Below are 15,002 nucleotides of genomic sequence, written 5' to 3' on the forward strand. Positions count from 1 at the left end.
ATGGACGCCAACGACGTCATCGACAGCTATGTGCACGACGTGGCCCGGCGGCTGCCCGGTGCCAAGCGCGACGACGTGGCCTTCGAGCTGCGCGCCCTGCTCCGCGAGGACCTGCGCAGCCGCGCGGCGTCGACCGGGCGGCCGGCGGACGCCGAGCTGGCCACGGAGATGCTGCGCGCGTTCGGCCGCCCGGGTGACACCGCGGGCCGCTACCACCGGCCGTTCACGCTGATCGCACCCGGCGACACGTGGAGCTTCATCGTCGCCGCGCTGGCAGGTGGCTCGGTGCTGTCGTTGCTGTTCTATCCGACCGCCGAGCAGACCTTCCCCGAGGCGGGCACGCGCAGCAGCGTCGCCGTGCTTGCCTGGTTCGGCCTCCTGCTCGTGGGGTTCACGACCAGGAGCGTCATCCTGCGCTACCGGCCCGACGCGTTCGCGTGGAAGCCGCGGCCGGTGCGGGCGCGCTCCGACCGCGCAGGGTGGCCCGGCGCCGTCGCGTACACCGTGTTCTGGCTGGTCTTCCTGCTCTGCTACCTGGTTCCGCAGCCGCTGCTGACGGCGCTGACGTTCGGGCGCTTCCGCGCCGAGGAGCTGGAGTTCAGCGGCTCGTTCCTGAGCTGGCTGCGGATCCCGTGGCTGGCCGTCATGGTCGTGCTGCTGATCGCCCTGCACCTGTGGGTCGCACACGAGGGCCACTGGCGCAGGCTCACCCGGTGGGCGCGGATCGTGCTGATCCTCGAGGTGGCGATCCAGCTGGGCTGGCATTCCCGCTACGGCGACGTGTTCCAGGTGCACGAGACCAACCGGTTGCTGCTGCCCTGGTTCGCGATCGTCTCGGCCGTCCTGGTGATCTGGACGGGCGTGCTGGCCTACCGGGAGCTCAGCCGGGTCGACCCGGCCCCGCGGCTGGTGGCTCACGGACCTTCCGGGCCGAACACGCCGTAGGCGACCCAGCCCAGGTCGGGAAAGCCCGCCGCCGTCGCCACCTTGCCCGACGCCAGGTTGGCCGGGTCGTGCAGGTAGGTCGGCACCGCCCCCTCGTCGAGCACGCGGCGGGCCGCCTGCGCGACCAGCCGGCGGGCCAGGCCGCGGCCGCGGGCGGCGGGTTCGGTGCCGACGGACAGCTCGTTGCCGTACGGGTCGTGCCGCTTGATGCCCACCCCGGCGAGATAGCCGCCGTCGTCGTCGCGGGCGACCAGCACCTCAGCGCCGAACGGGCGCAGCCACTTCGGCACGACCGGGTCGACGGCCGGGATCCACTCCCCCGCGTCGGGAAGCGGCGCCGGGTCGGTCGTCCAGCGGAACACCGCCTCGAAGGCCCGCCACCCGTCATGGTCGACCGCGCCCGGCAGCTTGTCGAGCAGATCCGGCAACGGCAGGTCGGCCAGCGCGCGCACGGTATCGACCTTGTCCGGCGGCACCGACATCAGCACGCCGTCGGGTGTGCCGAGGCCGGCCACCGGCCGGACCGCCCCGTCCCAGCCCGGGCGCAAGCGTTTCTCGGAGCCCACGATCTGCAGCGCCTGCCGGATGGGCCACTGGCCCAACCACGTCACCAGGTGGTGGTAGAGGCGCGTGTCGAGCACCCGGGTCCTCCGGTCAGTGGAAGCGGCGCAGCCGCAGGCTGTTGGACACGACGAACACCGACGATAGCGCCATCGCGGCGCCCGCGATCATCGGATTGAGCAGCCCGGCCGCGGCGAGCGGGAGTGCGCCGACGTTGTAGGCCAGGGCCCAGAAGAGATTGCCCTTGATGACTCGGAGCGTACGCCGGGAGAGGCGGATCGCGTCACCGGCGGCGGTGAGGTCGTCACGGACCAGGGTCAGGTCGGCCGCCTCGATCGCCACGTCCGTGCCCGCACCCATCGCGAGCCCCAGGTCGGCCTGGGCCAGGGCGGCCGCGTCGTTGACGCCGTCGCCGACCATCGCGACCACGCGCCCCTCGTCCTGGAGCCGCTTGACCGTGTCGACCTTGTCGGCGGGCAGCACCTCGGCGATGACCTCGTCGATGCCGACGCTCTCGCCCACCTTGCGCGCCGCGGCCACGTTGTCGCCGGTCAGCAGCACCGGCCGCAGGCCGAGGTCGCGCAGCGCGGCCACCGCGGCGCGGCTGGTCGGGCGGATGTCGTCGGCGAGCCGGAGCCGGCCGCGTACCCGCTGGTCGATGGCGACCGTGACCACCGTGTGCCCGGCCTCGTTCGCGTCGGCGGTGCCGCCGGTGAACTCGGCCCGGCCGACCAGCACCTCGTGCCCCTCGACGGTGCCGCGGACGCCGCGACCAGGCACCGAGCGGAAGTCGGTGACCGGGGGCAGCGGACCGGCCGCGGCGGCGACGATGGCCCGCCCGATCGGGTGCTCGGAGCCGGCCTCGACCGCGGCGGCGTAGCGGAGCACCTCGGCCGGGCCGTCGGTGCCGACCACCGCGAGCCGGCCGGTGGTGACGGTGCCGGTCTTGTCGAGCACGATCGTGTCGACCGTGCGGGTCGACTCCAGCACCTCGGGGCCCTTGATCAGGATGCCCCGCTGCGCGCCGCGGCCGGTGCCCACCAGCAGCGCGGTCGGCGTGGCCAGCCCCAGCGCGCACGGGCAGGCGATGATCAGCACCGCGATGCCGGCCGTGAACGCGGCGGCCGGGCCGCCACCCGTGCCCCACCAGTAACCGAACGTCCCGACGGCGAGCAACAGCACGATCGGCACGAACACGCCGGAGATCCGGTCGGCCAGCCGCTGCACCTCGGCCTTGCCGCTCTGTGCCTGGCTGACCAGGCGGGCGATCTGGGCGAGCTGGGTCTCCGCGCCGACCTTGGTCGCGGTGACGACGAGCCGGCCGTCGGCGTTGACGGTGCCGCCGGTGACCCGGTCGCCGGGGCCGACCTCGACCGGCACCGACTCGCCGGTCAGCAGGCTCTGGTCGATCGCGGAGGCGCCCTGCTCGACGAGGCCGTCGGTGGCGATCTTCTCGCCGGGCCGGACGACGAACCGGTCGCCCGCCCGCAGCTCGGCCACCGGCCGGACCTCCTCGCGGCCGTCGCGCAGGATCGTGACCTGCTTGGCGCCGAGGTCGGCGAGGGCCTTGAGGGCGGCGCCGGCGCGCCGCTTGGCGCGGGCCTCGAAGTAGCGGCCGGCCAGCACGAACACGGTCACGCCGGCCGCGACCTCGAGATAGATCGCGTCGGTGCCCGCGCCGCGTTCGAGGGTGAGCGAGAAGCCGTGGCGGACACCCGGCTCGCCGGCCATGCCGAAGAACAGCGCCCAGAGCGACCAGCCGAGCGCGGCCAGGGTGCCGATGGAGATCAACGTGTCCATGGTCGCGGCGCCGTGCCGGAGGTTGACCCACGCGGCGCGGTGGAAGGCGGCACCGCCCCAGACCACGACGGGCGCGGCCAGGGTCAGCGAGAGCCACTGCCAGTAGGTGAACTGCCAGGCCGGGACCATCGCGAGGACGATCACCGGGACGGCCAGGATCGCCGAGACCAGCACCTTCGTGCGCAGGTCGTGGGTTTCGTCCCGGTCTTCCGGTGTCGCTTCCGCGTCGGGTCGCCGCGCCGGCTCGGCCGTGTAGCCCGTCTTCCTGACGGTCTCGATCAGGTCGTCGACGGTGACGGCCGGCGGTGCGGTCACGGTCGCGGTCTCCGTGGCGTAGTTGACCGACGCGGTCACGCCCGTGAGCCGGTTGAGCTTCTTCTCGATGCGGCTCGCGCAGGACGCGCACGTCATGCCGCCGATCGCCAGCTCGATCCGGTGTTCCACGCCGACCAGATTACCCCCGGGAGGTATCGCCATGGCCTTACCTTACCCCCAGGGGGTATCAGGTCAAGCGTTCTTAACGCAGACGTCGCTGACCTCTCACCCTGATGGTGTGGCGGCGTCGGCCCGCGGGAGTTGGCTCAGGGACGTTGACTGACGTTCGGAATAGGAGCAACCACGTGCCTTCTTCTCGTCGTGCCCTGCTCACCGGCGGTGCCGCCGGTGTCGTCGGCCTCGCCGTGGCCGGTGCCGTGCCGTCGCTGGCCCAGGCCCACCCCGGTCGCCCGGCCAAGCCGAGCGGCGACCACAAGCCGTTCCCGCCGCTGAAGAAAGACCCCAAGGGCATCCTCGCGCTGCCCGAGGGCTTCAGCTACACGATCGTCACCCGCACCGGTGTCACCAAGCTCGACAAGGGCCAGGGCCTGACCCCGGCCGACCACGACGGCATGGCCGTCTTCGACGCCGGCCACGGCCGCTACACGATCATCCAGAACCACGAGATCGACCCGGGTGCCGAGCACGGCGTGCCGCACGTCAAGGGCACCGTGTACGACCCGGGCGCGGTCAACGCCGGTGGCTGCACCGTGATCACCACCGACCGCGCGGGCCGCAACTACGGCGAGTTCGTCGGCATCTCGGGCACCGTCTCCAACTGCGCCGGCGGCCCGACGCCGTGGGAGAGCTGGCTGACCTGCGAGGAGACCGACGACAAGGCCGGCGACAGCTGGGAAGAGGGCGACGCGTCCGGCACCTTCCAGAAGGACCACGGTTACGTCTTCGAGGTCACCTCCGACGGCAAGGCGGACCCACGCCCGATCAAGGCGTTCGGCCGGTACGCCCACGAGGCGCTGGCGATCGGCAAGGACCGCGCGAGCGTCTACCTGTCGGAGGACGCCGGCGAGCCCAACGGCCTGTTCTACCGCTGGACCGCGCCCCGCGGCGTCAAGCTGGGCCCGGGCGTGCTGACCCGGCTCGCCCCGAACGCCGGCACGCTCGCCGCGATGGCGATCATCATGGACGACGGCTCGGTGCTGCCGGACGTGGCGCACCTGACGTCCGCCCAGCTCGGCCGCCCGTTCCCGGTGCGCTGGGTCGAGGTGCCCGAGCGCGACGCGCAGACCAAGCCGGTCCGCGAGCAGTTCGCCGAGGGCAAGGTCACCCGGGGCAAGAAGTTCGAGGGCGTCTGGGGCACGGACGAGGGCGTGTACGTCGTCAACTCGTATGCCTGGGACGAGGGTGAGCTGCCGACCGACGCCGTGCCGCACGACGGCATGGTCTGGTTCTACAACTACCAGGACCAGACGATCCAGCTGGTCACGTACTTCCCGCACCAGGCCACGGCCGAGGACGGCGCGACCGCCAAGTACACCGACCTGACCTTCGACGGCCCGGACAACGTCACGGTGACGCCGTGGGGCAGCCTGGTCCTGGCCGAGGACGGCGCGGGCGCCTCGCACGTGCTCAGCTCGTTCCCGGGCGGGCCGACCTACGCGATCGCCCGCAACGAGCTCAACGACTCGGAGTTCTGCGGGCCGACCTTCACCGAGGACGGCAAGGTGCTCTTCGTCAACATGCAGGACCCGGGCCTCACCCTGGCCATCACGGGCCCGTGGGAGAAGTACCTCGGCTGATCCCGCTGACCGGTAGGGGCCTCACCGGGCCCCTACCGGCGCGGTGAGGGCGATTTCACGGGCGCCGCACCCTCGCGGTCATGGCGGCGCAACGGCCGGCACCGACAGTGGCGGCCATGACGACGACCACGGTCACCCACGCGCCACCGGTCCGGCCGGACCGCTGGATCACCGACTGGCATCCCGAGGACGAGCGTTTCTGGGCCACGACCGGACGCCGGGTCGCACGGCGGAACCTGGTCTGGTCGATCGTCGTCGAGCATCTCGGCTTCTCCGTCTGGCTGCTGTGGAGCGCCGTCGCCGTGAGCCTGCCCGCTGCCGGGTACGCGTTCTCCGTCGACCAGCTCTTCTGGCTCGTCGCCCTGCCGAACCTGGTCGGCGCCGTCATGCGCATCCCGTACACGGCCGCCGTCTCGAGGTTCGGCGGCCGCAACTGGACCACCGTCTCGGCCGTGCTGCTGCTCGTGCCGATCGGGCTGATGGTCGCCTGCGTGACCAACCCCGCGACGCCCTACTGGGCCTTCGCCGCCGCGGCCGCGACCGCGGGACTCGGCGGCGGCAACTTCGCCTCGTCGATGGCGAACATCTCCTACTTCTATCCTGAACGGCACAAGGGCCTCGCGCTCGGCGTCAACGCCGCCGGCGGCAACATCGGCGTCGCCGTCGTCCAGTTCGCCGTGCCGCTCGTGATCGTCGCCGGCACCGGCCTGCACCTGGCGTACGCCCCGCTGCTCTGGCTGTTGCCCGTGCTCGTCGCCGCGGCGGGAGCCTGGCGGCGCATGGACAACCTCGCCGTGTCCCGGGCCCCGCTGCGCGAGCAGGCCGCCGTGCTCCGGAACCCGCACACCTGGGTGATGTCGTTCCTGTACATCGGCACGTTCGGCAGCTTCATCGGCTACTCGGCGGCGCTGCCGCTGCTGATCAAGACCGAGTTCCCGGCGGTGTCCGGCGTCCTGTTCGCCGCGCTCGGCCCGCTCGTGGGCTCGGCCGCGCGGCCCGTCGGCGGCTGGCTGGCGGACCGGGTCGGCGGCGCCCGGGTCACCGTGGTGACGTTCGTCGTCATGGCCGCCGGCGTGGCCGCCGTGCTGGCCAACAAGGACGACTTCGGGCCGTTCCTCGGGGCGTTCCTGCTGCTTTTCGTGGCCAGCGGGGTCGGCAACGGCTCGACGTACCGGATGATCCCGGCGATCTTCCGGGACGCCCGCGCGGCGGCGGTGATCGGCATCGCGGCCGCCGTCGGCGCACTCGGCGGGTTCCTGATCCCGCGCGGGTTCGGGGTGTCCACGGCCCGGACCGGCTCGATCGACGCCGCGCTGCTCGTGTTCCTGGCCGGCTACGCCGTCTGCGTGGTCGTCACCTGGTGGTGCTACCTGCGCGGACGCACGCTCACCACCGCCGGTCGGACGCCGTGATGCGCGATTTTCAACCTGGTAACAGCGGCGAGCCAGGCCCGAAACGGCCGCTGGCGACCGTGGTGGGCATGCCGGCGGCCGACACCCACTGCCCGTACTGCGCCCTGCAGTGCGGGATGACCCTGCGGGCCACCACCGCCGGCGTCGGTGTCGAGGGGCGCGACTTCCCGACCAACCGCGGCGGGCTGTGCCAGAAGGGCTGGACCTCGGCCGACCTGCTCCAGCACCCCGAGCGGCTGACCTCACCCCTGGTCCGGGACGGCGGCGGCGTCCTGCGGCCGGCGACCTGGCCCGCGGCGCTCGACCGGATCGTCGCGGGCATCCGACGCGTCCAGGCCCGGCACGGCCGCGATGCCGTCGCGGTCTTCGGTGGAGGCGGCCTGACCAACGAGAAGGCGTACGCGCTGGGCCGGTTCGCCCGGGTCGCCCTGCGCACGCGGACGATCGACTACAACGGGCGGTTCTGCATGTCCTCGGCCGCCGCGGCCGGGGCGCGGGCGTTCGGCGTCGACCGCGGCCTGCCGTTCCCGGTCGAGGACGTCGCCGCCGCCGACGCGGTGCTGCTGGTCGGCGCGAACCCGGCCGAGACGATGCCACCGTTCGTGCGGCACCTCGACCGCGCCGGGCTGGTCGTCGTCGACCCGCGCCGCACGGCCACCGCGCGGCTGGCGGCGCTGCACCTGCAGCCGACGCCCGGCACCGACCTGGCGCTCGGCAACGGCCTCCTGCACATCGCGATCACCGAGGGCCACGTCGACAAGGCGTACGTGGACGCGCGCACCACCGGCTTCGACGCGGTCCGCGCCGCGGTCGCGCAGTGGTGGCCGGCCCGGGTCGAGCGGCTGACCGGGGTGCCGGTGGCCGACCTCTACGCGACCGTCGAGCGCCTGGCCGAAGCCCGCCGGGCGATGGTGCTGACCGCGCGCGGCGCCGAGCAGCACGCCAAGGGCACGGACACGGTCACCGCGTTCGTCAACCTGGCGCTCGCGCTCGGCCTGCCCGGGCGGGCCGGCACCGGCTACGGCTGCCTCACCGGGCAGGGCAACGGCCAGGGCGGGCGGGAGCACGGGCAGAAGGCCGACCAGCTGCCCGGCTACCGGCGCATCGACGACCCGGCCGCGCGCGCCCACGTGGCCGCCGTCTGGGGCGTCGACCCGGCCGACATCCCCGGGCCGGGGCCGTCCGCGTACGAGCTCCTGACGGACGACAGCGTCCACGCCCTGCTGGTGTTCGGCTCGAACCCGGCCGTGTCGGCACCCCGCGCCGCCGGCGTGCAGCGCTGGTTGCGCGACCTCGACCTGCTCGTCGTGGCCGACTTCGTGCTCTCCGAGACGGCCGCGCTCGCGGACGTGGTGCTGCCCACCGCGCAGTGGGCCGAGGAGGACGGCACGCTGACCAACCTCGAGGGTCGGGTGATCCGCCGCCGGAAGCTGGCCGCGCCGCCGCACGGTGTCCGCACCGACCTCGCCGTGCTCGCCGACCTCTCCGGCCGGCTGGGCGCGCCCACCTCGGGCGACCCGCGGGCCGTCTTCGGCGAGCTGCGCCGGGCCAGCGCGGGCGGGATCGCGGACTACGCCGGGATCACGTACGAGCGGATCGAGGCCGACGGCGGCGTCTTCTGGCCCTGCCCCGACGAGTCGCACCCCGGCACGCCGCGGATGTTCCTGGACCGGTTCGCGACGCCGGACGGCCGGGCGCGGTTCGTGCCCGTCGAGCACCGGCCGGCGGCCGAGGAGCCCGACGCGGACTTCCCGCTCTACCTGACGACGGGCCGGGTGCTGACGCAGTACCAGTCCGGCGCGCAGACCCGGCGCGTCGCCGCGCTGCCCGGCGAGCCGTTCGTCGAGCTCCACCCGGACCTCGCCGCAAGCCTCGGCGTCACGGACGGGGCCGCGGTCACGGTCGCCACCCGGCGCGGCACCGCGACCGCGCCGGCCCGGCTCAGCGAGGCGATCCGGGCGGACACGGTCTTCATGCCGTTCCACTACGCCGGCGCGGCCCGGGCGAACACGCTGACCAACCCCGCGCTCGACCCGGTCTCACGGATGCCGGAGTTCAAGGTCTGCGCGGCACGGGTGACACCGGCATGAGGGTGCTGGTGGTGGGCTACGGGATGGCCGGGTCGCGGGCGGTCGCCGAGCTGCGGGCCCGCGACGCCGACCTCAAGGTGACCGCGCTGGGCGCCGAGCCCGACCGCCCGTACAACCGGATCCTGCTGTCGACCCTGCTCGCCGGGAAGGTGGACGCGGACGACCTCGCGATCGCGGCCGCACCCGCCGGGGCCGACGTGCGGCTGGGCGAGCCGGTGCTCGCGATCGACCGCGCCCGGCGGATCGTCCGGACGACCCGCGAGGACCACGAGTACGACGCGCTCGTCCTCGCCACCGGGTCGGCGCCGATCGTGCCGCCGCTGCCCGGATTCGACCGCCCCGAGGTGTACGCGTTCCGGACGCTCGACGACTGCCGGCGGATCGTGCACCACGCGTCCGGTGCCCGGCGCGCGGTCGTCCTCGGCGGCGGCCTGCTCGGCGTGGAGGCGGCCCGCGGCCTGGCCGGCCGCGGTCTCGCCGTCGACCTCGTGCACCGCGGCCCGCACCTCATGGAGCGCCAGCTCGACGGCGACGGCGGCCGGGTGCTCGGCCGCACGCTGGCCGGCCTCGGCATCCGGGCGCACGTCGACGCGGTCGCCGAGGAGTGGACCGGCACGGCGCTGCGCCTGGCCGACGGCACCGGGATCCCGGCGGACCTGCTCGTGCTCGCCTGCGGCGTGCGGCCGGAGACCCGGCTCGCGGCCGAGGCCGGGCTGACGGTGGCGCACGGCGTCGTCGTCGACGACGCGCTGCGCACCAGCGACCCGCGCGTGTTCGCGATCGGCGACTGTGCGGAGCATCGCGGGACCGTCTACGGGCTCGTCGCACCGGCCTGGGACCACGCCGCCACGGTCGCGGACCGGCTCACCGGCGGCTCGACCGCCTACCGGGGCTCGCGCGTGGTGACCCGGCTCAAGGCCAGCGGCGTCGACCTCGCGGCGATGGGATCCCCGGACGCCGCCGCGGACGCCGAGGTGGTCAGCTTCGCCGATCCCGCCCGCGGCACGTACGCCCGGCTGGTCATCGCGGCGAACCGGATCACCGGCGCGGTGCTGCTGGGCGACAACCCGTTGGTGGGCACGGTCGTGCAGCTCTTCGACCGCAACGCCGAGGTGCCGGCCGACCGGCGGTCGCTGTTGCTCGGACGCGCGCACGGCGGCGACGCAGCCGCCGCGACCGAGTCGCCCGCCCTGATGCCGGACGCGGCCGTGGTCTGCCGGTGCAACACCGTGCGCAAGGCGGCCATCACCGCCGCCTGGCGGGCCGGCGGCCGCAGCGTCGCCGACGTGATCGCGGCCACCCGGGCCACCACCGGTTGCGGAAGCTGCCGGGAAGCGGTGTGCGGCCTGGTCGATTGGCTGTCCTGTGTGGATCCCAGTGCGGAGGTGGCGGCATGAGACTCGTCGTCGTGGGCAACGGAATGGTCGGGCAGCGGTTCATCGAGGCGCTCGCCGCCCGCGACACCGCCGGCCGGTGGTCGGTGACGGTGCTCGCGGAGGAGAGCCGGCGCGCCTACGACCGCGTGCGGCTCTCGGCGTTCTTCGAAGGCGCCTCCGCCGAGGACCTCACGCTGGCACCCGCCGGCGTACCGTCCGGTGTGGACATCCGGCTCGGGTCGCCGGCGCTGGCGGTGGATCGCGACGCGCGGGTGGTGCGCACGGCCGACGGGGAGTTCGCGTACGACGCGCTCGTGTTGGCGACCGGCTCGCGGGCGTTCGTGCCGCCGGTGCCGGGCCACGACGCGCCCGGCTGCTTCGTCTACCGGACACTCGACGACCTGGAGGCGCTGCGGGCGTACGCGGCCGGGCGCGCCGTCGGGACCGTCGTCGGCGGCGGCCTGCTCGGCCTGGAGGCGGCCAACGCGCTGCGGCTGCTGGGCCTGCGGACCTCCGTCGTGGAGTTCGCGCCGCACCTCATGCCCATGCAGCTCGACGCGGCCGGCGGTGCGATGCTGCGCCGGCGGATCGAGGAGCTCGGGATCGCCGTGCACACCGGCACGGCCGTGACCGCGATCGCGCCCGGGCTGCGGGTCGACACCGCCGGCGACCTCGCCCTCGACACGGACGTCGTGGTCTTCGCGGCCGGCGTCCGCCCCCGCGACGAGCTGGCCCGCGCGGCCGGCCTGGCGATCGCGGAGCGCGGCGGGGTCCTGGTCGACGAGGCGCTCACGACCAGCGACCCGGCCATCTTCGCGATCGGCGAGTGCGCCGCCGTCGACGGGCGGTGCTACGGCCTGGTCGCGCCGGGCTACGCGATGGCCGACGTGGTCGTCGACCGCCTGCTCGGCGGTGCCGCGACCTTCGGCGGCGCCGACACCTCCACGAAGCTCAAGCTGCTCGGCGTCGACGTGGCCAGCTTCGGGCAGACCGCCGGGGCGCTCGACGTGGTCTACGCCGACCCGGCCAACGGGCTGTACGCCAAGCTCGCGCTGACCGACGACGCGCGGACGCTCCTCGGCGGCATCCTGGTCGGGGACGCGAGCGCGTACGGGAGCCTGCGCGCCGCGGTCGGCGGGTCCGTGCCCGGCAAGCTGGCCGACTTCCTGTCGACGGGCGCGCCCGACGTGGCGCTGCCGGGCGACGCCCAGGTCTGCAGCTGCAACAACGTGCGCAAGGACGCGGTGCTGGCCGCGGTCGCCGACGGTTGCGCCGACGTGGCCGCCGTCAAGGCCTGCACCCGCGCCGGCACCACCTGCGGTTCGTGCGTGCCGCTGCTGAAGTCCCTGCTCACCGAGGCCGGCGTGGCGCAGTCGAAGGCGCTCTGCGAACACTTCGCGTACTCGCGCCAGGAGCTCTTCGACCTGGCCCGGGTGCGCGGCATCCGCACGTTCTCGGGCCTCGTCGCCGAATACGGCACGGGCCGGGGCTGCGACATCTGCAAGCCCGCGGTGGCCTCGATCCTGGCGTCGCTTGGCACCGGACACGTCCTCGACGGCGAGCGGGCGGCGCTGCAGGACACCAACGACCACTTCCTCGCCAACATCCAGCGGGACGGCACGTACTCGGTGGTGCCGCGGATACCGGGCGGCGAGATCACGCCCGACAAGCTGATCGTGATCGGCGAGGTCGCCCGGGACTTCGGGCTCTACACGAAGATCACCGGCGGGCAGCGGATCGACCTGCTCGGTGCCCGGGTCGAGCAGCTGCCCGAGATCTGGCGGCGGCTGGTCGCCGCGGGGTTCGAGTCGGGCCACGCGTACGGGAAGGCGCTGCGCACCGTGAAGTCGTGCGTGGGCTCGACCTGGTGCCGTTACGGGGTGCAGGACTCGGTCGGGCTCGCGATCGCGCTCGAGCTGCGCTACCGCGGGCTGCGGGCGCCGCACAAACTGAAGTCGGCCGTCTCCGGCTGTGCCCGGGAGTGCGCGGAGGCCCGGAGCAAGGACTTCGGCATCATCGCCACCGACAACGGCTGGAACCTCTACGTGGGCGGCAACGGCGGTTTCCGACCCCGGCACGCCGACCTGTTCCTGTCCGATGTGGATACCGACACGCTGGTGCGCACCGTCGACCGGTTCCTCATGTACTACATCCGCACCGCGGACCGGTTGCAGCGCACCGCGGCCTGGATCGAGGGCCTGGACGGCGGTCTCGACCACCTGCGCGCGGTCATCGTCGACGACAGCCTCGGCCTGTGCGCCGACCTCGACGCAGCGATGGCACGGCACGTCGCCTCCTACACCGACGAGTGGCGGGACGTGCTGACGGACCCCGTGAAGCTGCGCCGGTTCGTCTCCTTCGTCAACGCGCCGGAGACGCCGGACCCGTCGATCTCGTTCGTCCGCGAGCGGGGGCAACCCGTGCCCTTCCTCGGCCTTCCGGAGGTGCGTCGATGATCTGGACCCCTGTCTGCCCGTTCGGGGACCTGCTGCCCGAGCGGGGCGTGGCGGCCCTGCTGGGCACCGAGCAGGTGGCGGTGTTCCGCCTGCACGACGACGGCCTGCGGGCGATCGGCAACCGCGACCCCGTCAGCGGCGCGCACGTCCTGTCCCGCGGGGTCGTCGGCACCCGCGGCGACCGGCCCGTGATCGCGTCGCCGATGCACAAGCAGGCGTACGACCTGGACACCGGCGAGTGCCTCGACGCGGACGCGCGGGTGCCGGTGTTCCCGGTCCGGGTCCGCGACGGCGTCGTCGAGGTGGCCGCTCCGTGAGCGTGGAAGCGCCACTGCTCGGGTTCACGGTCGCGGTCACCGCGGAACGGCGCCGCGACGAGCTGACCACGATGCTGGAGCGTCGCGGCGCCCGGGTGGTCCTCGCGCCGGCCATCACGATCATCCCGCTCCTCGACGACGCCGCGCTGCACGCCGCCACCGCGGCCTGCGTGGCGCACGTGCCGGACGTCGTCGTCGCGACCACCGGAATCGGCTTCCGCGGCTGGCTGGAGGCGGCGGAGGGCTGGGGCGTCGGCGACGCCCTGCGGGGCGGTCTGCGCGCGGCCCGGGTCATCGCCCGCGGCGCCAAGCCCTGCGGCGCGATCCGGGCCGCGGGGCTGTCCGAGCACTGGTCCGCCCCGACCGAGTCGTGCGCCGAGATCCTGGCCGCGCTGCTCGCCGAGGGGGTGGCCGGCCGCCGGATCGCGGTGCAGCTGCACGGCGGCCCGCAGGACGACTTCACGGACGCGCTGCGCTCGGCCGGGGCCGACGTGGTCGAGGTGCCGGTCTACCGCTGGACGGCTCGGGAGGACGGTGAGCCGCTGCGCCGGCTGGTCGACCAGGTGGTCACCGGCCAGGTCGACGCGGTGACGTTCACCAGCGCGCCGGCGGTCACCGCGCTGCTCGACGCCGGCGGCGACCGGGCCGGCGCCGTCCTCGACGCCTTCGGCGACCGGGTCCTGGCCGCCTGCGTGGGACCGGTCACCGCCGCGCCGCTGCGCGACCGCGGCGTGCCGGCCCTGGTGCCCGACCGCGCGCGGCTGGGCGCCCTGGTCAAGGCGGTCACGGACGCGCTGCCCGCGCGCGCCCGCCGCCTGACCGTCGGCGGGGTCACGATCGAGCTGCGCGGACACGGCGCGGTCGTCGACGGTGGCTTCCGCCCACTTGCGCCGGCGTCGGTCGCGCTGCTGCGGGAGTTGGCCGCCCGACCCGGCGCGGTCGTGTCCCGCGCGCGGCTCGCCGCGGCACTGCCCAGCGGCGGCGAGGGCCACGCGGTCGACGTGGCCATGGCCCGGCTGCGGTCGGCGCTGGGCGCGGCGGACCTGGTCGAGACGGTCATCAAGCGGGGCTACCGGCTGCGGGTCGCGGCATGACGGTGGTGTTGGTGGCACACGGCACCCGGGTCCGCGCGGGGCAGGCACAGATCCGCGCGCTCGCTCGGCGGATCGGGGGCCGCACGGACGTCCGGTTGTCCTATGTGGATGTGCAAGCGCCGCACGTACGCGACGTCGTGCGCGGGCTGACGGAACCCGCGGTCGTGGTGCCGCTGCTGCTGACGGCGGGCTACCACGTGCGGGTCGACATCGCCTCGGCGACGGAGGGCGTGGACGCGGTGGTCACGCCGCCGCTGGGCGCGGACGGCCGTCTCCTCGGCGTGCTGGCCGACCGGCTGGCCGCGGCGGGACCCGCCGACGCCGTCGTGCTGGCGGCGGCCGGGTCGAGCGACCCACGCGCACGCGCGGACGTGGCCGCGGTGGCCGCGGCGCTCCCGGTGCCGGCGGTGGTCGCTTATGCCGCGACCGCGTCACCCACGGTCCCGGAGGCGGTCCGCGCCCTGCGCGCGGCGGGCGCCCAACGGGTGGTCACCCTCGCCTACCTGTTGGCTGACGGCCGCTTCCACCGGTCACTGCACGCCGCGGGCAGCGATCTGGTGACCCCACCCCTGGCCGACCACCCGGCGGTCACGGAAGCCGTCCTGGACCTCGCGAGCTGCCGCGTCACCTGACCGGGTGCTCGCCGGGTTGGACTACGGTGGCGCGATGGCGATGCGCGGGTTCGTCGGCGGGATGTGTGTGGTCGCCACCGGGTTGACGCTGGCCGCCCTCGTCGCCTGCGGGTCCGGTGAGCCGTCCTGTGCCGAGGCCGTTGCCGCGGCCGAGGCCGAGGTGCGGACCACGCCGTGGGAGTCGCCCGAGGACCTGCCCGGGCTCGCGCACCCCGCCGAGACGCATTGGCAGGTGAAAGCCCTTGGC

The 15,002-nt window shown here is 74.3% G+C and carries 12 protein-coding genes; 10 read left to right on the plus strand and 2 right to left on the minus strand.

Annotated features, from left to right (window positions below; translation table 11 throughout):
- Positions 1-945 carry a hypothetical protein gene (locus AB0H87_RS10370; RefSeq protein ID WP_360142438.1) on the plus strand — a complete coding sequence of 315 codons (945 nt, stop codon included), beginning with the start codon at positions 1-3 and terminating at the stop codon, positions 943-945.
- Here the strand turns inward: AB0H87_RS10370 and AB0H87_RS10375 are convergent.
- A complete protein-coding gene (locus AB0H87_RS10375; RefSeq protein WP_360142440.1) occupies positions 915-1,586 on the minus strand; it encodes a GNAT family N-acetyltransferase in 672 nt (223 codons plus the stop codon). The two genes, AB0H87_RS10370 and AB0H87_RS10375, sit on opposite strands and share 31 nt — an antisense overlap.
- Before the next feature lie 13 nt (positions 1,587-1,599).
- Positions 1,600-3,750, minus strand: a complete 2,151-nt coding sequence (locus tag AB0H87_RS10380) for a heavy metal translocating P-type ATPase (protein WP_360142442.1) — start codon at positions 3,748-3,750, stop codon at positions 1,600-1,602.
- A 176-nt stretch (positions 3,751-3,926) separates the two neighbouring features.
- Here AB0H87_RS10380 and AB0H87_RS10385 point away from each other — a divergent pair, with 176 nt between their 5' ends.
- From AB0H87_RS10385 to AB0H87_RS10425, 9 genes are all read left to right on the plus strand, one after another.
- Positions 3,927-5,378, plus strand: coding sequence for an alkaline phosphatase PhoX (locus AB0H87_RS10385; RefSeq protein WP_360142444.1), 1,452 nt, complete (start codon positions 3,927-3,929; stop codon positions 5,376-5,378).
- A 116-nt stretch (positions 5,379-5,494) separates the two neighbouring features.
- Positions 5,495-6,790, plus strand: a complete 1,296-nt coding sequence (locus AB0H87_RS10390) for a nitrate/nitrite transporter (protein ID WP_360142446.1) — start codon at positions 5,495-5,497, stop codon at positions 6,788-6,790.
- Positions 6,791-6,858: 68 nt separating this feature from the next.
- Positions 6,859-8,880: a molybdopterin oxidoreductase family protein gene (locus AB0H87_RS10395; RefSeq protein ID WP_360142448.1), complete on the plus strand. Its 2,022-nt coding sequence runs from the start codon at positions 6,859-6,861 to the stop codon at positions 8,878-8,880.
- Positions 8,877-10,277, plus strand: coding sequence for an FAD-dependent oxidoreductase (locus AB0H87_RS10400; protein WP_360142450.1), 1,401 nt, complete (start codon positions 8,877-8,879; stop codon positions 10,275-10,277). Before AB0H87_RS10395 ends, AB0H87_RS10400 begins: the two co-directional genes overlap by 4 nt.
- A complete protein-coding gene (nirB, locus tag AB0H87_RS10405) occupies positions 10,274-12,712 on the plus strand; it encodes a nitrite reductase large subunit NirB (RefSeq protein WP_360142452.1) in 2,439 nt (812 codons plus the stop codon). The genes AB0H87_RS10400 and nirB overlap by 4 nt, the downstream gene beginning before the upstream one ends.
- Positions 12,709-13,029, plus strand: a complete 321-nt coding sequence (gene nirD / locus AB0H87_RS10410) for a nitrite reductase small subunit NirD (protein ID WP_360142454.1) — start codon at positions 12,709-12,711, stop codon at positions 13,027-13,029. The genes nirB and nirD overlap by 4 nt, the downstream gene beginning before the upstream one ends.
- 2 nt (positions 13,030-13,031) lie before the next feature.
- Positions 13,032-14,123 carry a uroporphyrinogen-III synthase gene (locus AB0H87_RS10415; protein ID WP_360142463.1) on the plus strand — a complete coding sequence of 364 codons (1,092 nt, stop codon included), beginning with the start codon at positions 13,032-13,034 and terminating at the stop codon, positions 14,121-14,123.
- Positions 14,120-14,755 carry a CbiX/SirB N-terminal domain-containing protein gene (locus tag AB0H87_RS10420; protein ID WP_360142456.1) on the plus strand — a complete coding sequence of 212 codons (636 nt, stop codon included), beginning with the start codon at positions 14,120-14,122 and terminating at the stop codon, positions 14,753-14,755. Before AB0H87_RS10415 ends, AB0H87_RS10420 begins: the two co-directional genes overlap by 4 nt.
- 4 nt (positions 14,756-14,759) lie before the next feature.
- A partial coding sequence (locus tag AB0H87_RS10425) for a hypothetical protein (protein WP_360142459.1) occupies positions 14,760-15,002 on the plus strand: 243 nt, incomplete at its 3' end.

The sequence above is a fragment of the Asanoa sp. NPDC050611 genome, assembly GCF_040654855.1.
Classification (GTDB): Bacteria; Actinomycetota; Actinomycetes; order Mycobacteriales; family Micromonosporaceae; genus Asanoa.